The organism is Hymenobacter terrenus (assembly GCF_000972495.1).
In the GTDB taxonomy this organism is placed as follows: domain Bacteria; phylum Bacteroidota; class Bacteroidia; order Cytophagales; family Hymenobacteraceae; genus Hymenobacter; species Hymenobacter terrenus.
The window spans coordinates 226,077-246,758 of sequence record NZ_LATM01000002.1; the positions used below are offsets into that span (position 1 = coordinate 226,077).

17 protein-coding genes and 1 pseudogene are annotated in these 20,682 nt (G+C 59.4%); 11 read left to right on the forward strand and 7 right to left on the reverse strand.

The genetic code is table 11. The features are described from left to right. Positions 1 to 457 precede the first annotated feature (457 nt). Positions 458 to 1,387, forward strand: a complete 930-nt coding sequence (locus WX88_RS05475; RefSeq protein WP_046243529.1) for a DUF5996 family protein — start codon at positions 458 to 460, stop codon at positions 1,385 to 1,387. A gap of 175 nt (positions 1,388 to 1,562) precedes the next feature. Here the strand turns inward: WX88_RS05475 and WX88_RS05480 are convergent, their stop codons facing one another. After that, complete coding sequence (locus WX88_RS05480; RefSeq protein ID WP_046243323.1) at positions 1,563 to 1,973, reverse strand: Rid family hydrolase; 411 nt, start codon at positions 1,971 to 1,973, stop codon at positions 1,563 to 1,565. 613 nt (positions 1,974 to 2,586) lie between these two features. Here WX88_RS05480 and WX88_RS05485 point away from each other — a divergent pair. Next, complete coding sequence (locus tag WX88_RS05485) at positions 2,587 to 3,489, forward strand: DMT family transporter (protein ID WP_046243324.1); 903 nt, start codon at positions 2,587 to 2,589, stop codon at positions 3,487 to 3,489. Positions 3,490 to 3,771: 282 nt separating this feature from the next. Here WX88_RS05485 and WX88_RS05490 read toward each other — a convergent pair whose 3' ends face one another. Both WX88_RS05490 and WX88_RS05495 read right to left on the reverse strand, forming a co-directional pair. Then, entirely contained in the window at positions 3,772 to 4,212 is a 441-nt protein-coding gene (locus tag WX88_RS05490; RefSeq protein ID WP_046243325.1) for a cupin domain-containing protein, read from the reverse strand. Positions 4,213 to 4,282: 70 nt separating this feature from the next. Then, on the reverse strand, positions 4,283 to 5,146 hold the full coding sequence (locus tag WX88_RS05495) for a bifunctional transcriptional activator/DNA repair enzyme AdaA (protein WP_046243326.1): 864 nt from the start codon (positions 5,144 to 5,146) through the stop codon (positions 4,283 to 4,285). A 281-nt stretch (positions 5,147 to 5,427) separates the two neighbouring features. On the opposite strand from WX88_RS05495, the gene WX88_RS05500 reads away from it, so the two are divergent. The 8 genes and pseudogenes from WX88_RS05500 (at position 5,428) to WX88_RS05535 (ending at position 13,826) form a co-directional block, all read left to right on the forward strand. After that, a complete protein-coding gene (locus WX88_RS05500; RefSeq protein WP_231590639.1) occupies positions 5,428 to 6,381 on the forward strand; it encodes an SIS domain-containing protein in 954 nt (317 codons plus the stop codon). A gap of 148 nt (positions 6,382 to 6,529) precedes the next feature. After that, complete coding sequence (locus tag WX88_RS05505) at positions 6,530 to 9,292, forward strand: MGH1-like glycoside hydrolase domain-containing protein (RefSeq protein WP_052732374.1); 2,763 nt, start codon at positions 6,530 to 6,532, stop codon at positions 9,290 to 9,292. Positions 9,293 to 9,652: 360 nt separating this feature from the next. After that, positions 9,653 to 10,084, forward strand: coding sequence for a Fur family transcriptional regulator (locus WX88_RS05510; RefSeq protein ID WP_046243328.1), 432 nt, complete (start codon positions 9,653 to 9,655; stop codon positions 10,082 to 10,084). A 288-nt stretch (positions 10,085 to 10,372) separates the two neighbouring features. Continuing rightward, positions 10,373 to 11,017, forward strand: coding sequence for an ABC transporter ATP-binding protein (locus WX88_RS05515; RefSeq protein WP_316932312.1), 645 nt, complete (start codon positions 10,373 to 10,375; stop codon positions 11,015 to 11,017). Between the two features lie 85 nt (positions 11,018 to 11,102). Then, positions 11,103 to 12,065, forward strand: coding sequence for an ABC transporter permease (locus WX88_RS05520; protein ID WP_052732375.1), 963 nt, complete (start codon positions 11,103 to 11,105; stop codon positions 12,063 to 12,065). Then, positions 12,010 to 12,509, forward strand: a pseudogene (locus WX88_RS31315) (DUF3526 domain-containing protein). The gene WX88_RS05520 and the pseudogene WX88_RS31315 overlap by 56 nt, the downstream one beginning before the upstream one ends. 32 nt (positions 12,510 to 12,541) lie before the next feature. Beyond that, complete coding sequence (locus tag WX88_RS27255) at positions 12,542 to 13,399, forward strand: ABC transporter permease subunit (protein WP_052732377.1); 858 nt, start codon at positions 12,542 to 12,544, stop codon at positions 13,397 to 13,399. Between the two features lie 7 nt (positions 13,400 to 13,406). Continuing rightward, positions 13,407 to 13,826: a DUF3526 domain-containing protein gene (locus WX88_RS05535; protein WP_046243331.1), complete on the forward strand. Its 420-nt coding sequence runs from the start codon at positions 13,407 to 13,409 to the stop codon at positions 13,824 to 13,826. Between the two features lie 641 nt (positions 13,827 to 14,467). Here WX88_RS05535 and WX88_RS05540 read toward each other — a convergent pair. Continuing rightward, positions 14,468 to 14,989 (reverse strand): hypothetical protein, encoded by a 522-nt coding sequence (locus WX88_RS05540; RefSeq protein ID WP_046243332.1) that lies wholly within the window; start codon positions 14,987 to 14,989, stop codon positions 14,468 to 14,470. A gap of 321 nt (positions 14,990 to 15,310) precedes the next feature. Between WX88_RS05540 and WX88_RS29390 the strand changes: the two genes are divergently transcribed. Continuing rightward, on the forward strand, positions 15,311 to 15,871 hold the full coding sequence (locus tag WX88_RS29390; RefSeq protein WP_197076681.1) for a MerC domain-containing protein: 561 nt from the start codon (positions 15,311 to 15,313) through the stop codon (positions 15,869 to 15,871). A 30-nt stretch (positions 15,872 to 15,901) separates the two neighbouring features. On the opposite strand, the gene WX88_RS05555 is transcribed toward WX88_RS29390, so the two are convergent. From WX88_RS05555 to WX88_RS05565, 3 genes are all read right to left on the reverse strand, one after another. Continuing rightward, positions 15,902 to 18,133 carry a GH92 family glycosyl hydrolase gene (locus tag WX88_RS05555; protein WP_046243335.1) on the reverse strand — a complete coding sequence of 744 codons (2,232 nt, stop codon included), beginning with the start codon at positions 18,131 to 18,133 and terminating at the stop codon, positions 15,902 to 15,904. Positions 18,134 to 18,282: 149 nt separating this feature from the next. Continuing rightward, positions 18,283 to 19,137 (reverse strand): sialate O-acetylesterase, encoded by an 855-nt coding sequence (locus WX88_RS05560; RefSeq protein ID WP_046243336.1) that lies wholly within the window; start codon positions 19,135 to 19,137, stop codon positions 18,283 to 18,285. A gap of 43 nt (positions 19,138 to 19,180) precedes the next feature. Next, a complete protein-coding gene (locus tag WX88_RS05565) occupies positions 19,181 to 20,680 on the reverse strand; it encodes a glycoside hydrolase family 30 protein (RefSeq protein WP_082115863.1) in 1,500 nt (499 codons plus the stop codon). Positions 20,681 to 20,682 lie beyond the last annotated feature (2 nt).

Below are 20,682 nucleotides of genomic sequence, written 5' to 3' on the forward strand. Positions count from 1 at the left end.
CATCGAAGCAGCTGGCCGAGGCTAAAGCGCCTTACGCAACTGCGGCTTCGGCAGCGGTGAACTGCCGTCAGTCGCTCGGCCAGCGGAATGCCACCCACGCCGCGCCCACCAGGCCCTACTGAGGCCGGTCTGGCCGGGCCAATGACCCATCCGCCGAGGCTAGGGCGTTACTTATGCTTGAACGAAGAAGTTGCAAAACGCCCCCCTAACCGCGACTTTTGAGCTACGGCCGTGCTGCCGTTAGCGCCGTCACCATCTTTAAATAATGGAAGAGTATCGAACAGAGTGGGGCCGTCGGGTTACTCAATCGGCTTCGGCTTACGCAGAAACGGAGCAACTAGCTGCTCAACTAAAATTCAAGCTGCCCCACCCTTTTGGATGTTCTCCAATCCTATAACTTTACCAGCGCCCTGGCTTGTACTGCGTTTTGATGGGGCGGCGCCTATACTTGACTGCAATGCCTATTCCCGCACCCGCTATGCGCTGGCCCGCCTTGCCGGCCGATTCTTGGACCGCTACCCGCGAGACCCTGCACCGCTGGACCCAAATTGTAGGCAAAACCCGGCTGGCGCTCAGCCCCCTGCTAAATCATTGGTGGCAAGTGCCCCTCTACGTCACGCCTCGCGGGTTGTCTACGCGTTCCATTCCGTACCCCGATGGCGCCTTTGAGGTCTTGTTTGACTTTCACGCCCACCAACTGGTCCTCTACACCAGCGACGGGCAGGCCCGGACGCTAAAGCTAGAGCCGCAATCGGTGGCCGAGTTCTACGGCCGCTACCAGGCCTTGCTGCGCGAAGCCGGCATTCAGGTCAAGCTATGGCCGGTGCCGGTGGAGGTCGACGATAGGACGCCGTTTGCGGAGGACCACCAGCATAAGGCCTACGATGCTGATGCCGTGCGACGCTTCTGGCAGGCCTTACTGCTGGCCGACCAAGTGCTGCGGGAGTTCCGAAGCCGCTTTGCGGGAAAAGCGAGTCCGGTGCATTTCTTCTGGGGAAGCTTCGACTTAGCGGTTACGCGCTTTTCGGGACGGCCCGCGCCCGAGCACCCCGGCGGGATACCCAATCTAGCCGATTGGGTAACCCGGGAATCGTACTCCGCCGAGTTGAGCAGCGCCGGCTGGTGGCCCGGTGGCGACGGCGCGGAAGCCGCATTTTATTCCTACGCTTATCCGGCGCCGGCGGGCTTTGCGGAGGCGGACGTACAGCCGGCGGCAGCTCGTTTCGACGCAGAGCGGGGCGAATTTTTGTTGCCCTATGCCCAAGTGCTCTTGGCCGCCGACCCCCGCGGTATGGTGTTGGATTTCCTGCAAAGCACGTACGAGGCCGCGGCCAATCTGGCCCACTGGGACCGAACCGCGCTTGAGCGGGCCGCCACCCAGAAATAGACAGCTTGGAAAGCTACTAGTACCAGAGAGGAGGGCGGGCCGCGGTTGGTGCCGCTACTTCTCGCAGTAGGACTAACGGACTAGGCGGGGCAGACAAATAGCGGAGCCGGAGTAAGGCGGAAATGAAATAGAGCCCTGCGGCAATTGCCTCTACTAGGTGCCCGCTAAACACCTTTTATTGCGATGTAGCGTTTGATTTTTTGGCTACAACCTTGATTTCCACTACCTGCTTTGGTTGGGCCAAACCAGACACGCCAACCATGGTGCTGGGTACTTGCATCGGGTCCGGGTACACCTCTTTTCCCAGCTTTTGCCGGGCAGCAAATGCTTCCTTGGTATCGAGGACGTAGATAACCTCGTCTACTACGTCGGCCATCGTCATGCCAAAGCCTTCCAGCAGGTACTGGATGTTGCGGTACGTCTGGCGCATCTGGGCTTCCATGCCGCTGGCAAGGGTGCCTTGCTCGTCGTGGCCGAATTGCCCGGCCACCCACACGGTTCCATCCTGCTTCAGGGCCTGGGCGTAGCCGTATTGCGCTTCCCATTCCATTCCCAAACCTTGCGTTTCTCTGTTTTGCGTGTCCATGCGTGGTAAGTTAAAAAAGTGAGTTAAGGGGGAAGATTTACTGCTTGCTCACCGGTAGGCCAAGAAGACAAGCAATGTGCTTCGGTCGTTGCTTACTTACTACAAGCCCAGCGGCTTGACATGAGCCGTCAAGCAGGAATTGAGCTGCCGGGGTGCATCGCTCCCAATTTTTCAACGGTGCTGTTGACCAGTTTACTGTTGGGTGCAGCCTCTTTGCGGAGTCGGGAAGAGGTGGAGAATAGGCATAAGCAGAGGAAATAACTGGAAGGCCGTGGAAGAGTGAAGCGTATAAAACGAAAAAAAGACTCTCCTTAATGGCGGCGAAGCGCTTAAACTTAGAGGAAATTTGGGCTCAGGGCTTGTCTTTGTGAATTAACCCGGCTTATGAGTAACCAGACACCCGTATACGATGTAGCTACATGATTCGTTTTTTCTTCGCTAATTCTTTTTTGCCAAAGAGAAACTTATACTTTAAGCTTCTGGGCAGCTTTAATTAAGTTGTTGAAATCAGTTAGCCCAACTCCGGTTGGCTCGCGCCAGCGGGCGGCCAGCCCGACATCGAGCGCGCAGTAGCCGGGGTTCAGCACAAACGCCGTTAGACACCTTCACTCGCATGACCCGCAAACCCGAAGCCTGGATACTGTACTCTGTAGCCGCCGCCTTTTTCTGGGGCACTTGGGGCGTGGTGGCCAAGTTTATTTCCGCAGATGTCAACCCGTTCACCAACCATCTTTTATTTAGCGGGGGCATGCTGCTGACGCTGCCGCTGGTGCTGGGGCGCGTCAAGAAGCAGAAGCCGAACCGCAAGGGCTTGCTTTGGGGCTTGGTGGCGGGCGTGCTGGCCGTGACGGGCAACGTGGCCGTGTACAAGGCCTTTAGCACGGGCGGGCTGGCGGCCATCGTTATTCCGGTTACCAACCTTTATCCGCTCGTCACCATTGTCATTGCACTACTGGTGTTCAAGGAAAAGCTAAACTGGATTAATGGCATTGGCATTCTGCTGGCGGTTCCGGCGGTTATCATGCTGTCGGGGGAGTCGTTGCTGTTCGAAAATCCGATGGCTTTCTTTCAATCTATTGGGCCCAATTCCTGGCTGTTGTATTCCATGGTGGCTTTAGTTTTCTGGGGCGTTTTCAGCGCCGCGCAGAAAGAAACCACCAACTACATTTCGGCCGAATGGTCGTACGTCAGCTTCATTGTGTCGTCGGGGCTGGTGGCGCTGGTGTTTGCCGGCTTGGGCTGGACCAGCCTGGCCCTGCCCACCCAAACGCTGGGACTCGGCTTGTTAGCGGGCATGCTCAACGGGCTGGGCGTGCTGGCTAGCTTTGCCGCCTACAGCGCCGAAGGCAAAGCCTCAAAGGTGACAACCATTGCCGGGGCCTTGCAGCCCGTATTCACGATTGTGCTGGCCCTGGTTTTCCTTTCCGAAAGCTTTTCCCTGTTGGAGTCGCTCGGAATCCTACTTGCAATTGTGGGCGCCCTCACCTTGTCTTATGAAAGGCAGTCTGCTCTATAAAATCTCTATGAGGCAAGCGTTTAGCGCCGAAAGGAACTAGGGGTGGGTTGCAGGTAACGCTAGGTGGAGTTAGGTCATACTGCCCGAGCGGCAACCGAGGTAGCGCAACAAAGCCTCGAAGGTGACGGCCACTGCCGGGGCCTTGCAGCCGGTGTTCACCATCGTGCTGGCTCTGGTTTTCCTCGCCGAAAGCTTTTCCTAGCGGAAGTCGCTCGGAATTGTGCCGGCCCGGACTGGGGCTGCTCTCACCAGCCCTAGTTCGGGCTGGCATAACACGTGCCGCTACTGGGCGGGCTCAAACATGGCCACGCCGGCGTGGTGCAGTTGCGGGGCGTTGTCGCAGCTCACGTAGCGGGCCGCGGTGTCGGGGCTCAGGTTCACGTTGTGGTGCCAGGCCCAGACCGGCACGTACACCGCGTCGCCGGCCTGCCAGTCCACGCGCTGGTCCTCAATCATGGTGTAGCCCTGCCCGTGGGTGATGTACATGATGGTCTCGTAGCTGTGGCGATGGCTGCCGCTGCGCTGGCCCGGCTGCAGTGAGCCGATGGTCATGCACATGGTCTTGGCCGGTACGTCCACGATGAAAAAGGTGGGGCGCCCGGCGGTGAATTCGGCGTCGGCTTGCTCGACGTCATGGTGCGCGAGCGTGCCGGGCAGGTGCACCACGGGGCTTTCGGCGCGCTGGTAAAATTCGCGGGTAATCAACTGGCCTTGGGGTTTCATAAAAACGAAGGGGTTAGGTGAACATCGGCTGGATGGCGAACCGATGCGACAAAATTCCCCCGCCCCCAGGCTAGCGGCAACCCGATTCTTGCGCTCGGACCCGGGTGCTCATTTCGTAGCCAATCATGGCCTTTTTGCGAGCCTGTCCCCAATGAAAATTCCCTACCGTGCCATCTTGACAAATGATGCGGTGGCAGGGAATCAGGTACAGCAGCGGGTTGCGCGCCGCCGCCATGCCCACCGCCCGGGTGGCGGTGGGCTGACCAATGTCGTCGGCCACTTGCTGGTAAGAACGCACGCTGCCGAAGGGAATGTCAACCAACGCTTCCCAGACTTTGACCTGAAACGCGGTGCCCTGCACCAGTACCTGAAGTCGCTCGGGATAGCCCGCAGCGGGCTGGAAAATGCGCTGCACATAGGGCTGAGTCACTTGGGGGTCGTGCAGGAGTTCGGCGGCGGGCCACTGCTGCAGAAACCGGGCAAACTCGTCGCGCTGCCGCGACTCGTCAATAAACCGCAGCCCGCAGATGCCGCGCGCCGTGACGGCGATAAAGCACATGCCAAACGGGCTCGGGTGGTAGCCGTAGGTAATCTGCAGGCCCAGGCCCTGCGACTTGTACTCCTGCGGGGTCATGCCTTCCACCGTCACAAACAGGTCGTACACCCGCGACTGGCTGGAGAAACCGGCCAAATCGGCGGCTTCCAGCACGGATTGGGTTTCCCGGATTTTGTCCTTGAGATAGTTGGATGTCAGATATTTGAGGAATTTTTTAGGGCTTAACCCTACCCAATCCACGAACAGGCGCTGAAAGTGAAAGGGGCTGAGCTGCACGCGCGCCGCCACTTCTTCCAAGGAGGGTTGCTCTAGGAAATGGTCGGTCAGAAAGCCAATGGCCTGCTCGATGCGCTGATAGTTAGCAAAATTCGCGCTCATGGTTGAATGATAATTAAGAAAGATGCAAATCACCGTTTCTCTCGCGTAGGGACAACCTGATTCTTGCGCCAGCCGATGAATCCGATGGCGCAAGAATCAGGGGTTTGCCACGGCGTTTAACTTCTCCGACTAGGCGTTGACCGATGCGTTAGGTTTCGACCTAAGCGCGTTGCTCACTGGATGAAGGGAAAATCACGGAAGGATAAGAGGCAATGGCTCCCCATGCGACTTCTGGACCTAGCACGCAATCAAGTCCATAGTTGAACAGATAATAATTACTTTTGAAAAACAACGCAAAAAACCGCATGGACGCCATTCTGCACGAGATTCTAGAAATACCCGCCCGCGCCCAAGAGGCCCTTAGCCATCCCGCCGCAGCGCTGCCACAGCGCGTGCCCTACCTGGGTATGGGTTCTTCCTATTTTGCGCCGCTCGCCTTCAAATACCTGGGCGTGCCCATCTACCCTGAGCTGGCCTCCGAATACGTGTGCTATCTGGCTCAGGATAAAAAGGAGCCGCTGGCGGTGCTGTTGTCGCAATCGGGCCGGAGCAGTGAGGTGCTGTGGTGCCGCGTACTATTTGACTCTTACATAGCCGTTTCCAACGATACCGACAGTGAACTGTGCACATCCCCGAACGTGGTGGGTGTGATTCCTATCTTAGCGGGCGTCGAGCGCTATTCCTCGTCGAAAACCTACGTTAATACGCTGCTGGCGCTGTTTAGAGGTTTCGGATTTTCGCCGGCTCCTACCATTGCGCACATCGCGCGCAGCATGGAGCGTTACCAAGCTCAAGGTCAGCACTTGGCCGAGGAAGTATTTGAGCTGCTGAATCAGCACGACATTCACGGCATCTACATTACCGGCAGCGGTCCCAACATTGCCACGGCCCTGGAAGCGGCGCTCATTCTGAGTGAAACAACCAAGCTTACGTTCCAGGGCCTCCCAATGGCGCAGTACGACCACGGGCCCAAGGAAACGGCCCACAACAGCATCGTCATCCAGATACTGTCCCCCGGCGGCGCCTACGAGCGCACCCACCACCTCTCGGAGACGATTGCCGAGGCTGGCGCTTATGTGCTGACGGTGGAAGACCCGGACGTGGAGGAAACGTACTCCATCCTGGCCAATATCATTCCCTTCAACTTCATGGCCTATTACCTGGCCATGAAACTGAATGTCAGCGAAACCTTCGTGGTGGGCGGAAAAGTCACGGAAGTGCAGTCAGGCAGTTGAACCAAGGGCAGCTGCCCAACAAAGGCTCAGCGCATATCAATCAACAAAATCCTCAATAACTGACGTGCCATCATGCTGCTCCACTAGCAGCTGGCGCGCTTCGGGCACAAAGCGGCTTGATAATTAAATAGAGCTTGTCATTAACCGCATGATCAAAGAAATTTTCGGGCTCAGTTTATTGGCTGGCCTGCTGGTAACCGGTGAAACAGTCACTGCCCAAAGCCGCTTCGATGCCGTGAACCTGCAGAAGCTGGACCGCACACACAACGTGACGGCCCCGGCCTGGGGCCCTTATAGCAAGCAATATGCTGGCATTTCGCACGTGGCCGATGCCCAGAAAGGCATGCGCTTCGATTTTTCGGTAATGCCAGGGCATTTCGAGCGGAGGGTGCTAGTACCCAATGTGCTCTACGAATCAGGCTATTACCCTTGGCAGGCGTCGGCCGACCTAAACTATTTTTCCTTCCGCGAGGAGCTGGAATGGAAAGACCAGGTATTCACAGACGTGGCGTTCGCGCCCTTCGACGCACATGCACGGGTGGTACAAATAAAGCTCATCAACCGCACGGCCAACATGCAAAACCTGGTTGTGCACCTTGTGCAGAGCCTACATTACCCCGACGTGAACCCGCTCCGGGCGGTGCTGCCAGGCCAAGCTGTTTGGAAAAGCGCCTACGATTATATCCAATTAACATTTGCCAAGCCCCGGCCCCAAGACAACCTAACGGCCGATGCGCTGCGCAAAGGGCAGGCGCGTGGCAATGATTTTGTGGGCGGCAATGGGCTGGGGCAAGGGTTTGGCAAAGACATCGGTGACCAGACAACCTACTCGTTCACAGTGCCGAATCCGATACAGGACGCCTGTCTGCTGCTGCGCTACCGGGCCCCGAAGGGCACAACCAATACCTTGGCTACAGAAGGTATCTGCACCAAGCCCATCAGCGTAGCGGGTACCGGGCAAATGGAGGTGGCGCGCGTGCCCCTGGGCCAGGTGGCCGCCGGCCCACAGCGCCTGCGCCTGCGTGCCCTGGGCAACGGAGCATTGGAACTTGATGGCTTCACAGTAGTAGCAAATTACCAAGTTGACTCGGTAGCCTTCATCACTGATTTTCACCCCATACCGAAAATAGTAAACGATGAGCAGGCGCAGACCGTCGTGCTCAAATACCCGGATGTGGCGCAGCATTACGGTGTAGCGTGGCAACACAAGCTCTCGATGCTGCGGCAGTTTCACAACGATGAGCTGGATGTGGACCTGCCTCTGACTGTGAACAGGCACATCAGCCGGGAGTTTTTTGGCAACAGTAGGGGCCACTACACCGACATCCTATTACGAGCCGTACCGTTGCAGGCTAACCAAACCAAAACACTGTATGCGGTGGTGTGCGAGGGCACTCCCGCCGAAATAGCGCAGAGCATGGCCCGCTTTCGGCAGGAGCAGGACTACAGTCGGTATTTCACGCCGTATGAAACGCAGCTTCAGGCTATGCGCGTCAATCCGGCCGGAGAGAAGTACCGCTTTGGCAACCAGATGATTCGCACTAACACGCTGCAAAACATAGTATATCCAGTGTACGCTGCCGGCGAATACATCAAGCATTTCACGCCCGGCCGCCTGTGGAACAGCCTCTATACCTGGGACAGCGGCTTTATCGGGCTGGGTATGACGGAGATTGATACGGTGAAAGCCGCCGAAATACTCAATGCCTACACCACCGATGCCACCGACCCGAACGCTTTCGTGCACCACGGCTCGCTGGTGCCCACGCAGTTTTATGTGTTCCAGGAACTGTGGCAGCGCACCCGCTCGCGTCAGTTGCTCACGTACTTCTATCCGCGGCTGCGCAAGTACTACCTTTTCTACACCGGTCAAGCCGGCAGCTCAACCACGCGCATGGCTAAATCGGGCCTGCTGCGCCCCTGGGACTATTTCTACAACTCGGGCGGTTGGGACGATTATCCGCCGCAACGGTTCGTCCACAGTCAAAAAGGATACACCGACCACGTGGCGCCCGTCGTGTCCACGGCGCAAGCCATTCGCATCGCGAAAATCATGCGCCAAACCGCCGCACAGTTGGGCAATCGGGCCGATGTGCGACGTTACGACCAGGACATCGCCACCTTCACTCAGGCGCTGCAACGCTATTCCTGGGACCCGGCTTCCGGTTATTTCGGCTATGTATTACACGCGCCCGACGGTACTCCTTCCGGCATCCTGCGGACCGATAAGGGCGTCAATTTCAACATGGGAGTAGACGGAATTTCTCCGCTAATGGCCGGCATTTGCACCCCCGCGCAGCAGCAACAACTACTGAGTCACTTGTTCTCGGAGAAGGCCCTGTGGACGCCCGTGGGGGCAACTGCCGTAGACCAATCGGCGCCTTACTACGATGCCGAAGGCTACTGGAACGGGGCGGTTTGGTTTCCGCATCAGTGGTTTTTTTGGAAAGCCTTGCTGGACCTGGGGGAGGGTGACCGGGCCGCTCAGATTGCGCTGACGGCACTCAATGCCTGGGAAAAAGAAGCTGAGCTGACATACAACAGCCCCGAACACTTCTCGGTAGAAACCGGTCGGGGCACCGGCTGGCAACAGTTCTCGGGGTTGTCGACGCCTATCTTGTCGTGGTTTGGCGCCTATTTCCGCCCTGGCACCCTTACCACCGGCTTCGATACGTGGGTGCAAGCCAGTACCTTCTCGGTCGACAACACGCAATTGGATGCTACACTGACACTGAGTGCTCCCGGCACAACTCCCACCGTATTGGTATGCCTGAAAGCCGGCCCCACGTATCGCGCCACTGTCAACGGCCGCTCGGTGCCCTGCACGCAAGCAGTGAGTGGCGCGCTACAACTTGTTATCCCCGCCACTGCCAGCCGCCAGGCCAAGCTAAAGATAGTAGCCAGTAAATAACCTCGTTCTTGTTTGTCAGACAGAGCTTATAATCCCATAAGAAGTTGTTTGAGTAGCCAAATGCGTTGACAACCAGATGTCTAGTAACAGTGATTAGTAAGCTTGTCAGAGCAAAATAAGGTTGGAGTATTCCTCTGGAATAGGGGGAAGGCGAGGCTAATTAATTCCAGAGGACCGGAGTAATACCCAGTGAATGCCATTTCTGCCTGGAATGTGGCCATTGAGTTGGTGTCTGAAGCAGAGTATTATTAATAAAGTAAGTTTTGCTTTGCAACTTCGTTACTTTTGCAGGCGTTATCTTAAAACAAGGATGCCCTTCACCTTTCGAATACTCTAGTCGCCACTTTATCAAATTTGCATATGTCTTTATCCGCCGAACGTATTGCGCAAACACTGACTCGCCATGCCCTGCGGCAGACGCCCGTGCGTCGGGCCGTACTACAGGTGCTGGGCGATTCACCCTTCGCTCTCTCGGGTAGCGAGATAGAGCAGCAAATAGGGCCTGGCACTGACCGTATCACGTTGTACCGGACGCTGAAGTCGTTTGAGGAAAATGGTCTGATTCATCGGGTTATTGATTCTTCAGACGTTATCCGGTACGCTTCCTGTTCCATAGAATGCAGTGCTCACGCGCACTTCGACAATCACGTGCATTTCAAGTGCACAGCTTGTCAGCATATCTACTGCCTTAGCCAAGTGCCCATCCCTGCGGTTATGCTGCCGGATAAGTTTGAGGCGCAAACCCGCGATTATCTGCTGGCGGGGGTATGCCGGGAGTGCCAGCCGGCTTAGACCATACTGTACAAAGCTTCAAGCGCTAGCAAGGCCGCCCCCGTCACTTCAAGACAGGGGCGGCTTTTTTGTGCCATAAATGACGGTTACTTAGTATATGCCGATGCAGCAACAATGCTGCTTTTGAAAGCACATTATACCGTATTATTTCTGAATATCAAGGTGTAATATTCTACACAGCTTTGGTTAAGCTCGTATTCTTACAATACATCAGAATTTTTTAAAAGAAACATTGCTGCATTTACAAAGAGGGCTTGCCAAATTTGAAACATTGTTGCCCTGCACCCGCTGAATCTCACGGTGCAGCCCGGCGAAATCTACTGCCTGCTCGGAGCCAACGGGGCCGGCAAGAGCACAACTATCAACTTGTTTCTCGACTTCATCCAGCCCTCGGGCGGAGCGACCTACGTGAATGGCCTGAATGTGCAAACCCAAGGCGAGAGCAGCAAGCAATACCTGGCCTACATCCCCGAAAACCTGATGCTGTACCCTGACCTGACGGGGCGGGAAAATCTGGCCTTTTTCTGCGGACTGGCCGGTAAGCAGCCCTCCCATGGTGAGTTGGGGGAGTTGCTGCGCGAAGCCGTCCTGCAAGCCGGTTTCGCCGATCGGCGCGTGGCGGCCTACTCCAAGGGCATGCGGCAGAAAGTAGGCATTGCCTTGGCCGTGGCTAAGGACGCCAGGGCCCTGCTGCTCGACGAGCCTACCTCTGGCCTCGACCCCAAGGCCAGCAACGAATTCTCGGAGCTGCTGCTGCGCCTGCGCGAGCGGGGCGTGGCTACGCTCATGGCCACCCACGACCTGTTTCGGGCCCGCGACACCGGCACCCACATCGGCATCATGCGGGAGGGCCGGTTGCTCGAATCCTTCGAAGCCAACCGCGTGGACTATAATGAGCTGGAAGAGCTGTATTTGCAGCACATGCATGCCTGAATAGCTGGCTTTCAACTAATGGCAGATGAGGTAGATTAATTGGTTGTCATGCGGCGCAAAGCAGGGCGTTCTTAATAAGTGACTTATGCTACGACGCATCGTACTCAAAGAGCTGCGCACGGCCGTGCGCAACCGGCAGGTGTTCGTATTTGGGCTGCTGGTGGCCGGGCTGTTGCTGGCCGCGGGAGTCGCTAGCTACGCGGGCTTCCGGCAGCAGCGCGAGCAGATGGCGCGCGCCCAGGCCGAGCGCCGGGCCGAATGGCTGGGGCAGGGCGAAAAGCATCCGCACATTGCTACTCATTTCGGCACCTTCGTATTCAAGCCCAAAACCGGGCTCAGCTTTTTCGACTACGGCCTGGATGCCTACACGGGCACCTCGGTGTACCTGGAGGCGCACTACCAGCACGAATTCATGTTTCGGCCGGCGCAAGACTACTCGGCCCTGATTCGGTTTGGGGAGCTGTCGGGGGCGCTGGTGTTGCAGGTGCTGCTGCCGCTGCTGGTGATATTTCTGTGTTTCGGGGCCATCACGCGGGAGCGGGAGAGTGGCACCTTGCGCCTGCTGCTAAGCCAGGGCGTGAGCAGTCGGCGGCTGGCCTGGGGCAAGGTGCTGGCCTACTACGCGCTGGTACTGGCCCTGCTGCTGCCCACTCTGGCCGTGGTGGGCGGCCTGGGCTTGGGATATGGCGCGGCAGGAGGGGAGGTAGTGGGCCGCCTGCTGGGGCTGGAAGCGGTGTACGCGGCCTATTTTTTTGGTTTCGTATGCTTGTGCGTGCTGGTGTCGGCCCGGGCGGGCTCGTCGCGCAATGCCTTACTCACGCTGCTCACGCTTAGTATTTGCCGTGGTGCTGCCCAAAACCGCTGCGGCCCTCGGCGACCAACGTTACCCATTGCCCACACTGCAAGCCTACCAGGACGGCATCAACAAAGAAACCGACCAGGGCCTGCCCGGCGACCTGCCCAAGGCCGAGCGCAAAGCCCGCCTGCAACGGGTGTATTTGCAAACCTATGGGGTGGACTCGGTGCAGCGCCTGCCATTCAACTTTGAGTGGCTGGCCACGCAGGCCCACGAAGCCTACCACGACCGGGTGCAGGCCCGCCACCGCGCCGCGTTGGTACGCACCCTCGAAGCGCAGAACCGCCTGGGCACGGCCGCCAGCTTTTTTGACCCCTACCTGTGCGCAACCTGAGCATGGCCCTGGCGGGCACCGACCTCTACACCAGTCTCAACTTTCAGCAGCAGGCCACCGACTACCGCGCCCGGTTCATCGCGCGCCTCAACGATGATGCCGCCCGCCACTCCAAATACGGTGGGTTTTATGAGTATCACAAAGGGGCGGCGCTGTGGGCCGCAGTGCCGGATTTTGCCTACCATCTGCCCACGCTGCTTCGCACTCTGCCTCACTACGGGGCCGAGTTGCTGGCCTTGCTGCTCTGGGTGCTGGCCTTGCCGGTGGCCTTGCACCTGGCCACGCGGCGCTTGGCGCTGTAGCCCGGAGCGTCACGATTTTTTACTCCTTGCTCATGCTGAAACTTATTCTCAAGTACGAGTGGCTGCACTTCCGTCGCAATGGCCTGCAGCTGGCTTTGTTTGGCGGGCTAGCTCTGTTTGGGCTCTATGCCATCTACTACGGCCACCGGCAGCTGGCCGTGCAGCGGGCCACGCTGGCGCAACTGGACGAAACCACACGCACCGAGTGGGCCGACTACCAGCAAGCTTTCCAGGCCGATACCAGCGTAGCCACCGAGAAAGACAAGTTTGAGGAAGCCACCGACCCTAGCTTTGCCTGGCACCGGCAGGGCTACGTGGTGCGGCAAGCAGCCTCGGCCCTGGCTCCGCTAGTGGTGGGGCAGCGCGACCTCAACCCCGGCCATTATCGCCTCACGGGCATGAGCTTGTACTACCAGCTTTTCCAAAATGAGCTAGCCAACCCGCTGAAGCTGCTGGTCGGCAACTTCGATCTGGCCTTCGTGCTGGTGTATTTGTTGCCGCTGTTCATCATTGCCCTCAGCTACGCCCTGATGGCCGGTGAGAAGGAAAGCGGTGTGCTGCCCCTGCTGCGGGTGCAGGTGGCATCGGTGCGCCGTCTGCTGCTGGGTATGCTGCTGTTTGGGTTTTTGCTGGTAATGGCACTGGCCGAAGGCTTGTCGTTGTTGGGCTTCGCGGTGGTGGGTGCTAGCGTGCGCCGCGACGGAGCCGGAATGCTGCTCTGGCTGCTGACGGTGGCCAGCAATTGCGCCTTCTGGTTCGCCGTGGTGTGGGCGGTAGCCTCCTTCAACCGCGACTCGGCGGTGAATGCGCTAGCGGCCGTGGGGCTGTGGCTGCTGTTTCTGCTGGTGCTGCCGGCTGGCCTGAGCGCGGCCCTGGCGGTGCTCGGTTGATAGCTCCGTGCTGGCCCCGCTGGTGCGTCGCCGTGGCATCGACAATGAGCAGGATAAGCGGGCCGTGCGGGCCGTGGTGCGCCGCTATCTGCGCCAGCAGCCCGCCCTGGCCGTGCCCGCCGCTACTCTGTACCAGCCCAACTTATCGGCCAAAGGCTACGCCGCCTTCACGCAGCTCAATGACCTCGACAACCGCCCGCTGGTGGCTGGCTACCTGCAGGCTGTGGCCGCCCGCGACCAGCTGGCCGCCCGCTTCGATGTGGTGAACCCTGCCGTGCATGCCCAAAACCTGCTCAGCCAAACCGCCCGCACCGACCTGGCTACCTACCTCAATTTCCTGGGCCAGCTGCCCGCTTTCCACCAGCGCATTGTGGCTTTCTACTATCCCCGTCTGTTCCGCAACCAGGCCCTCACCGTGGCCGACTAAGCCCGCCGCCCGCAGTTCCGGCCGGCCCCGCCACCTGCCGGCTACCTGCGCCGGCTGGCTGGGGGCGTAGCGCAATTGGCCGCGCTGGCCGGGCTGGTCTTCGCCCTGGGCTACTGGAACCTGCCCCGCCACCTGCGCAGCTAACGTGGTGCAGCCAAGAGTTAAATGGAATGCTAGGGCACCGACACCGCCCCAATGTGCTATTCGCGCAAGTCCTCTTTTCGGTGTTGACGGGGCTCTGATTTCTACCACTATTTCTGCTTCCCTATGCGACCATCTTTGCTTGTATGCCTGGCTTTGGGGCGAGCGTCCTGTTGCTTAGCCGCCCGGCTGTGGGGCTAGCCGCTGCACCTGCCCGGCAGTGCTTTCGTGGCTAGCACCCAAACCGACGTGGTTGGGCATTTCGAGCTGATAGGCGTAGCTGGTGGGGGCTACCTGTTGTGCGCCACAGCCGTTGGCCTGAAGCCGACCAGCCCCACTTTCCCCGTGCGGCCCGGTCAGCCCGCGCTACTCTTGTCTTCCATCAAGCTGCTGCGCGAAGTGACCGTAATGGGGCAGCAGAAAGTGACTGAGCTGGTTGAGGGCAAGTTGGTGTACAACGTGGACCAGCGCCAGATACTTTGCACCTTTGGCAGGCGGTGTTATTTAGCAGGTTGTGACTGGCTGTTTAGCAAGGCTGTGTGTTCCTGCTCCATTTTTTTGTGGGCTTCTACTAGCTGGCGGTGCTCCCGTTTCATCTGCTCGTCTTCGGCTTGCATAATGGCATGGTCGGCCTGCATCTGCGCGAGGGAGACACGACCAGCGGCGTGACTTTTTTCCAGTTCGGCGTGGCGGGCCAGTATCTGGGTGTGGTGCTGCATCACCCACCGGCATCGGGCCATGAAGGCGCGGTGGCGCGTTTCCAGAACCTGGAAGGCTGGCGTCTGGTCTTGCTGCTTGGCCCTGGCGGCAGCAAGGGCCGCGAAATGGTCGGCCTCCATCACTGAGTCTGCTTCTTCCATGTGCTGGTGGTCGGCCTCCATGGCGGTGTGTTCAGCCCCAAGTTGAGCATGGGAAGTAATAGGTTGCTCTTCCCTCTTGCTTGCTGGCGTGCAGGCCGCCAGCAAGCCGGTGCTCAAGGCAATGATAAAAGAGGTAGCCTGAATGCTGGAAGGAAACTTCATGGCCCTTGTAGCAGTAGAAGAAAGCAAAAAGAAACGTTTGGCACCACTCCAACTCACGACCGAAGCCATGGCCATGACAGGGTATTGCCGTTGCAAGGTCGGCACAGTGGCCGATACACCATAAGGCCTTGCCCAACTTGCTCTAAGTTGCCGTAGTCGGAACACGCTGAGTATTCGAATTCATGACTGGCTTCCGGGACGAGCGAGAGTTGTTGAATAAAAAGAAGCGGCCACAATTGCAACATAGTTGCAATTGTGGCCGCTTCTTGCGTACTTGCGCCCTCAAACAAGACTTTACCAATGCCAATTAGCATCAATACCGTGAAAAAACTGCCCGTCGCCGTGTTTAGTGGCTCTCTGGTAGCGGCCCCAGTCACCTCGCCCAACCATAACATTTACACTCACGAGGGTTTAAAGGCTGCCGTTGTTACTAGGAGTGCGAGCGAGGTTAGCACAGAAGTTCAGTCAGTGACGGAAGATATTATCCCTCATTTTAGTCCAGGTAAGGTCAGTTTATTGCGTCGGGCGGCCGATTACGGTGGGGTACTGAATGCCGTGCTCTGCGGAATACATTGCGCCGCTGGACCACTGCTGCTGACTTGGTGGGGTACCCAGAATGCGGGCGCCACGGCCGAACACTGGGAACTTGGCTTTCTGGTGCTGAGCGGCGTGCTGGTGGCAGTGGCTACCTGGCGGCAATCAGCGCCGCGACTCCGACTGGCTCTATGGCTTTTATTTGGTCTATTCACTGCTGCCGCCTTGCTGGCTGAGCATTGGCCCTGGATGCAGTTCGTGCAATATGCTGCCTCCGCCGGCCTGATTGGGGCCCACCTGCTAAATCAACGATACTGCCGACGCTGCGTAGTTGGGTCACCTATCTAAAATAGCGTGGCAGAATGCGAAGTCCTTCGCTCAAGGACGTGCCGAAAGGGAAGGCGGCGGGGTGTCCCGGCCCCAGACAGCGGGCTGGTCGCTCATGCTCAGCGTGAATTCGGCCCCGTTGCTGATGTCGCGGTGCCGGAACCAGGCGTTGTTCCAAGCCTTGCCGTTGCGCGTGGCCTGGCTGATGTACTTGGCCGTGGCCGAGCTGGCGGGCGCGTTGATGACAATTTGCTTGCCGTTGCCCAGCCGGATGGTGACTTTGGTGAAGGTGGGGCTGCCGAAGTAGTAAAAGTCCTGCCCGGCGTTGGGGTAGATGCCCAGCATGGCCCACACCAGCCAGGCTGAAGTCGTGCCGCTGTCGTCGTTGCCGGGCAGGCCGGCGGGGCCGGTGGCGAAGTTGCCCAGCGCCTTGCGGATGTGGAACTGCGTGAGGTCGGGGCGGCCGGCGTGGGTGAAGAGGTAGGTTTGCAGCATGCCGGGCTCGTTGTAGGCTTCGTAATGCTGGTCGACGGCGGTGGTCAGCTTTTCTACGAAAGCCGGGTTGCCGCCGAGCAAGTTTATCAGGCCCTGCGTGTCGTGGGGCACGTACCAGCTCCAGGTCCAGGCGTGGCCTTCGTAGTACTGGCGGCCGGTTTCGGCCAGGAGCGGGTCGAAGGGCGCGTGCCAGTTGCCGTCGCGGGTTTTGCCGCGCATGAAGCCGGTTTCGGGGTGCCACAGGTTTTGGTACCAGCGCAGGCGGCTTTGCAAATCGGCCACGTCTTCGGGCGTGCCCAGGTCTTTGGCCAGGGTCCAGACGGCGTAGTCGTCGTACACGTATTCGAGGGTGCGCGACACGGCCTGCACATCTTTGTTGGTGCCGATGTCGGTGGGCACGTGGTGGTAGCGGCGGTAGTCGTTGAGGTGGTAGCGGCCCTTCTGCGGCCGGTAGTTGGCGGTGGGGTTGTCGTCTTCGAAAGCGTTTTTGCGGATGGCCTGGTAGGCCGTTTTCCAGTCGATGCCGGGCAGTTTTTTCACGTAAGCATCGGCAATGATGACGTCGGCATTAGAGCCATTCTGCACGTGTTCATACGCCCAGGCGCTGTGGGCGTCGCCGGTCCAGCCGTTGTGAGTGTAGTAGCCGATGATGCTGTTCACGATGTCGGTTTGCACCTTGGGCTGAATCAGGGTCAGCAGGGGATAGGGCGTCCGAAACGTGTCCCAGAGGCAGAGCAGGTTCTCGTAGTAGGGTTGGTTGCCGTAGGCGGCGGGCGCCTCGCCGGTCCAGTCGTTGGGCGTGAGGTGCACCCGGTAGAGCGCCGTGTAGAACTGCTGCCGCTGGGCGTCGGTCCCGCCCTCCACCTGAATGGTATTCAGGGCCTTGCTCCACTCAGCCCGCGCCGCTTGGCGAGCCCGGTCGAAATCAAATTTGGGCACCTCCGCGAAATAGCCCCGCGCCTGCTCCACGCTCCGATACGACACGGCAACTTTGGAATTGACCACCTGCCCTTGCTTGGTGGCGAAGTTGAGGTAAGCGCCAATTTCACTGCCGCGGCGCTGCGGTGCGCCGTCGGTCAGGGTGCCGGCGTCGTCCCAGGTGCCGGAGGAACCGAAGGGCGTATCGAAGCGCGTCGCGAAGTAAACCTTCCATTTCCGGGTGCTCCGCCCGCCCTGGTATTCCATAAACCCAGACACCTCCCGGGCCGCCGCATCTACGTTGACTTCGCCGCCGATGGGCTTGGCGGAGCTCCAGCCCGCCCCGGTGCCGTACAGCACGTGCCCCACATCCACCAACACCCGCGACTGCGCATGGGCCGGAAACGTGTGCCGGTGCAGCGCCACGTGGCGGGTAGCCGTCAGCTCCACGCGCACGTTCCAGGGCGCTAGCGTGACGGCGTAGTAGCCCGGCGTGGCCGTTTCGGCCGATTTGCCAGTGGAGCAGATGTTGCTCGGGTTCTGCAAGGCGCCCGTCATGGGCAGCACCGATATTTCGCCAAACAACGGGCCGCCCATGCCGCTGATGTGCTGCTGCGAGAACCCATCGATGTTTTTGGTGAACTTGTAGCCCCCGGCCCAGCTGCCCGGCCCGGTGTCGGGCCCCACCTGAATGAACCCGAACGGCACCGTAGCGCCGGGATACACGTTGCCGTCGCCCGCCGTGCCCAGGAAAGGGTCCACCCAATCAACCGGCGCCTTGGGCGGGGCCACTGGCGCGGCTTGCGCGCGGCTATGGGTGCCGAGTATGCCCAGCGCGAGGCCTTGAAAAAGTAGGCGTAAAAGTGCCATGGTTGAGCTTTCGTGAAAAGACTTAGTTTGGATTTGGCCCCGTAGACCCCACCCCCGGCCCCTCCCCTCCGGGAGAGGGGAGCCAGACGACTGTTCTGCTAGAACGCACCCCTCTTCCGGAGGGGAGGGGCCGGGGGTGGGGTCTACGGCTAACGACCCGCTTCAACCTTGGATTTGCCCTTTCGCCGCTCTTTTGGTGCTGGGGCGGCTTGTTGAAGCGCCCGCATCTGGCTGGCGTAGCGCCGCCCTAGCTCATCGGCCGAGGCCGCGTTGAAATGCACGTGGTCGCCCTTATCGGTGAGGTCTTCCGAGGTGACCACGGCGGTGCGCGGCACCATGGTTGGCAGGGTCAGCAGTTGAGCGTTGAAAAGGAGGCTGGCTTCCTTGAAGCGACCCACCTCCCCGGCCACCACGGGTAGCGCGGGTTGGTTGGTCAAGGCCCGGACCCGGCCAATAAGCTCGGTTAGTTTGGGCAGGTAAGCGGCCGTGCCGGTCGGGTTGGCGTCGGATTCGCCCTGGTGCCAGAGCATGCCCTTTACCACGCCGCAGCGCATGGCGGCGCTAATGCGGGCCACGGCATCGTCATAGGGGTGAGTTTTGGTGGCCTCATCATAAACGCCGGGCTGCCATTTGGCGATGCTGGTGCCGCCCACCGCGCACGGCACCAGCCCAATGCGCACGTCTGGGTTGGCGTCGGCCATCGCCATGCCAAACGCTAAGCCCGGTCCCACGCCCACCATTTCCGGCTTGTCGAAATGCAACGGGTGGCGAGCGGGCACCCACTCGCCCTGGGCATTCAGCATGAACACCCGGGCGTGGCCCACCGCTTGTAGCGCCTCCGTCAGCGGCCCGCGGCCAGCCATGTTGGACTGGCCCATCAGCAGATAGAGGTGGAAATCAGGGTCGGGCGCGGTGCAGGTCGGGGCTTGGGCCTGCGCCGTTGCGGCCCCGCTCAGCAACAGGCAGCAAGCCAGCAGGGAGCGAAGAATAGAGTCAGTTTTCATAGCGGCGCGGGTTAGGGCTTGCGCAGAAAGGGCTTCGGCCGCGCTACCTCAGTACCAACGTATTGAAGGAGTCGGCTTTGAGCAGGGGAGCCAGCGAACGGGCTCCTACTTTCAAGTACACTGTGCGAGGGGCCGCAGTCTTGTTGCGCAGCACCAATACCAGGCTTTTATCGGGGTTCTGGAAGGCCAGCAGGTCGGTGTAAGGGCCGCTGGTGGCTAGGCGCTTGGCGCCGGGTTGTACGTAGTGGCTCACGTGCTTGAGCAGGTAGTATTCGTGGTTGAAGCGGTAGGTCTTCTTGGCTTCGTCCACCGTCACCAGCGAGTTTTGGCGCCAGCCCCAGCGGCTAATGCCGCCTTCGCGCAACGAGATGTTCCAGTACAGGTAGGCGTTGGCGCCATTGGTCAGGTAGTGCCGCATCAGCGACCACGCGTAGGTGCAGTATTTCCAGTCGTTTTGGCCGTCGCCGCATTCCTGCTCCGTCTGGTAGAGCGTTTGGTTGGGGTAGCGCTGGTGAATGCCGGCAATGGCGCCCTTGCCCGCCCACTGAAAGCCGACGCCCTTGATGTATTTGCCGCTGTTTGGGTTGGCTAATACGCTGTCGACCAAGGCCTCGTTTGCCCGCTCCATCGTACCGAAAAACACGTCCACCTTTTGTTGTTGCATCAGCGGCCCCAGGTGGCTTACGAAGCGGGACAGGCCCGCGGCGGTCCACGTGCAGCTCGGGAATATCTGGGCCGAGTTGAACTCGTTCTGGGGCATCACCATGCTGATGGGGATGCCGCGCTGGCGGTAGGCTTCCACAAACTTGGCGAAGTATTGGGCGTAGGTCGCCAGATACTTATCCTCCTGCCGGAACATATTGGTGCCCTCCCGGCCGGCCTGCTCGGGTTTGAGGCCGTTGCTGACCCGCTGGGCGTCCTCGGGCTTCACCACGGCCGCGGCGTAGTGGCCGTTGTACTTCATCCAGGTGGGCGGGCTCCAGGGCGAAGCCCAAAGTTTGAGCTTGGGATTGTATTGCTGCGCCTGCTTGATGAAGGGAATAAGGGTCTGCTCGTCGTTGGCAATGCTGAAATTTTTCAGTTGAAAGTCGCCGGGCGTCTCGTCGTACGAGTACCAGTCCCGCGAGAAATCGTTGGCCCCAACGGGCATCCGGCAGATGGTGAAGTTGGCCCCCACGCCCGGCGCAAACAACTCCCGCATGATGGTTTTCCGGTCGGCCGGGGCCAACACGCTCAGCGAAGTCCAGCCCAACTCATTGAAACACGCCCCAAACCCCTCGATGGCCTGTTGGGGCTGCGTTACATTGATTTCGGCCGTAACAGAATCGGCAGCAACAACGGAAGCAGCGACGGCGGAACCGGCCGCGGTTTGCAGCCCGGTTTGGGTTACCCAAGGGGCCGTGGGCGTGGTGGACACCCATTCGACGCCGGTTTTCTGGGCCTGGGCCGCGCCACTAAGGCAGGTGAGCGCGCCGGCCAGCAGCGTGCATTTTAGGGCCGTCGGCAGGGAAACAGTTTCTACAATCTTGGCAAAGTGGTTCATGT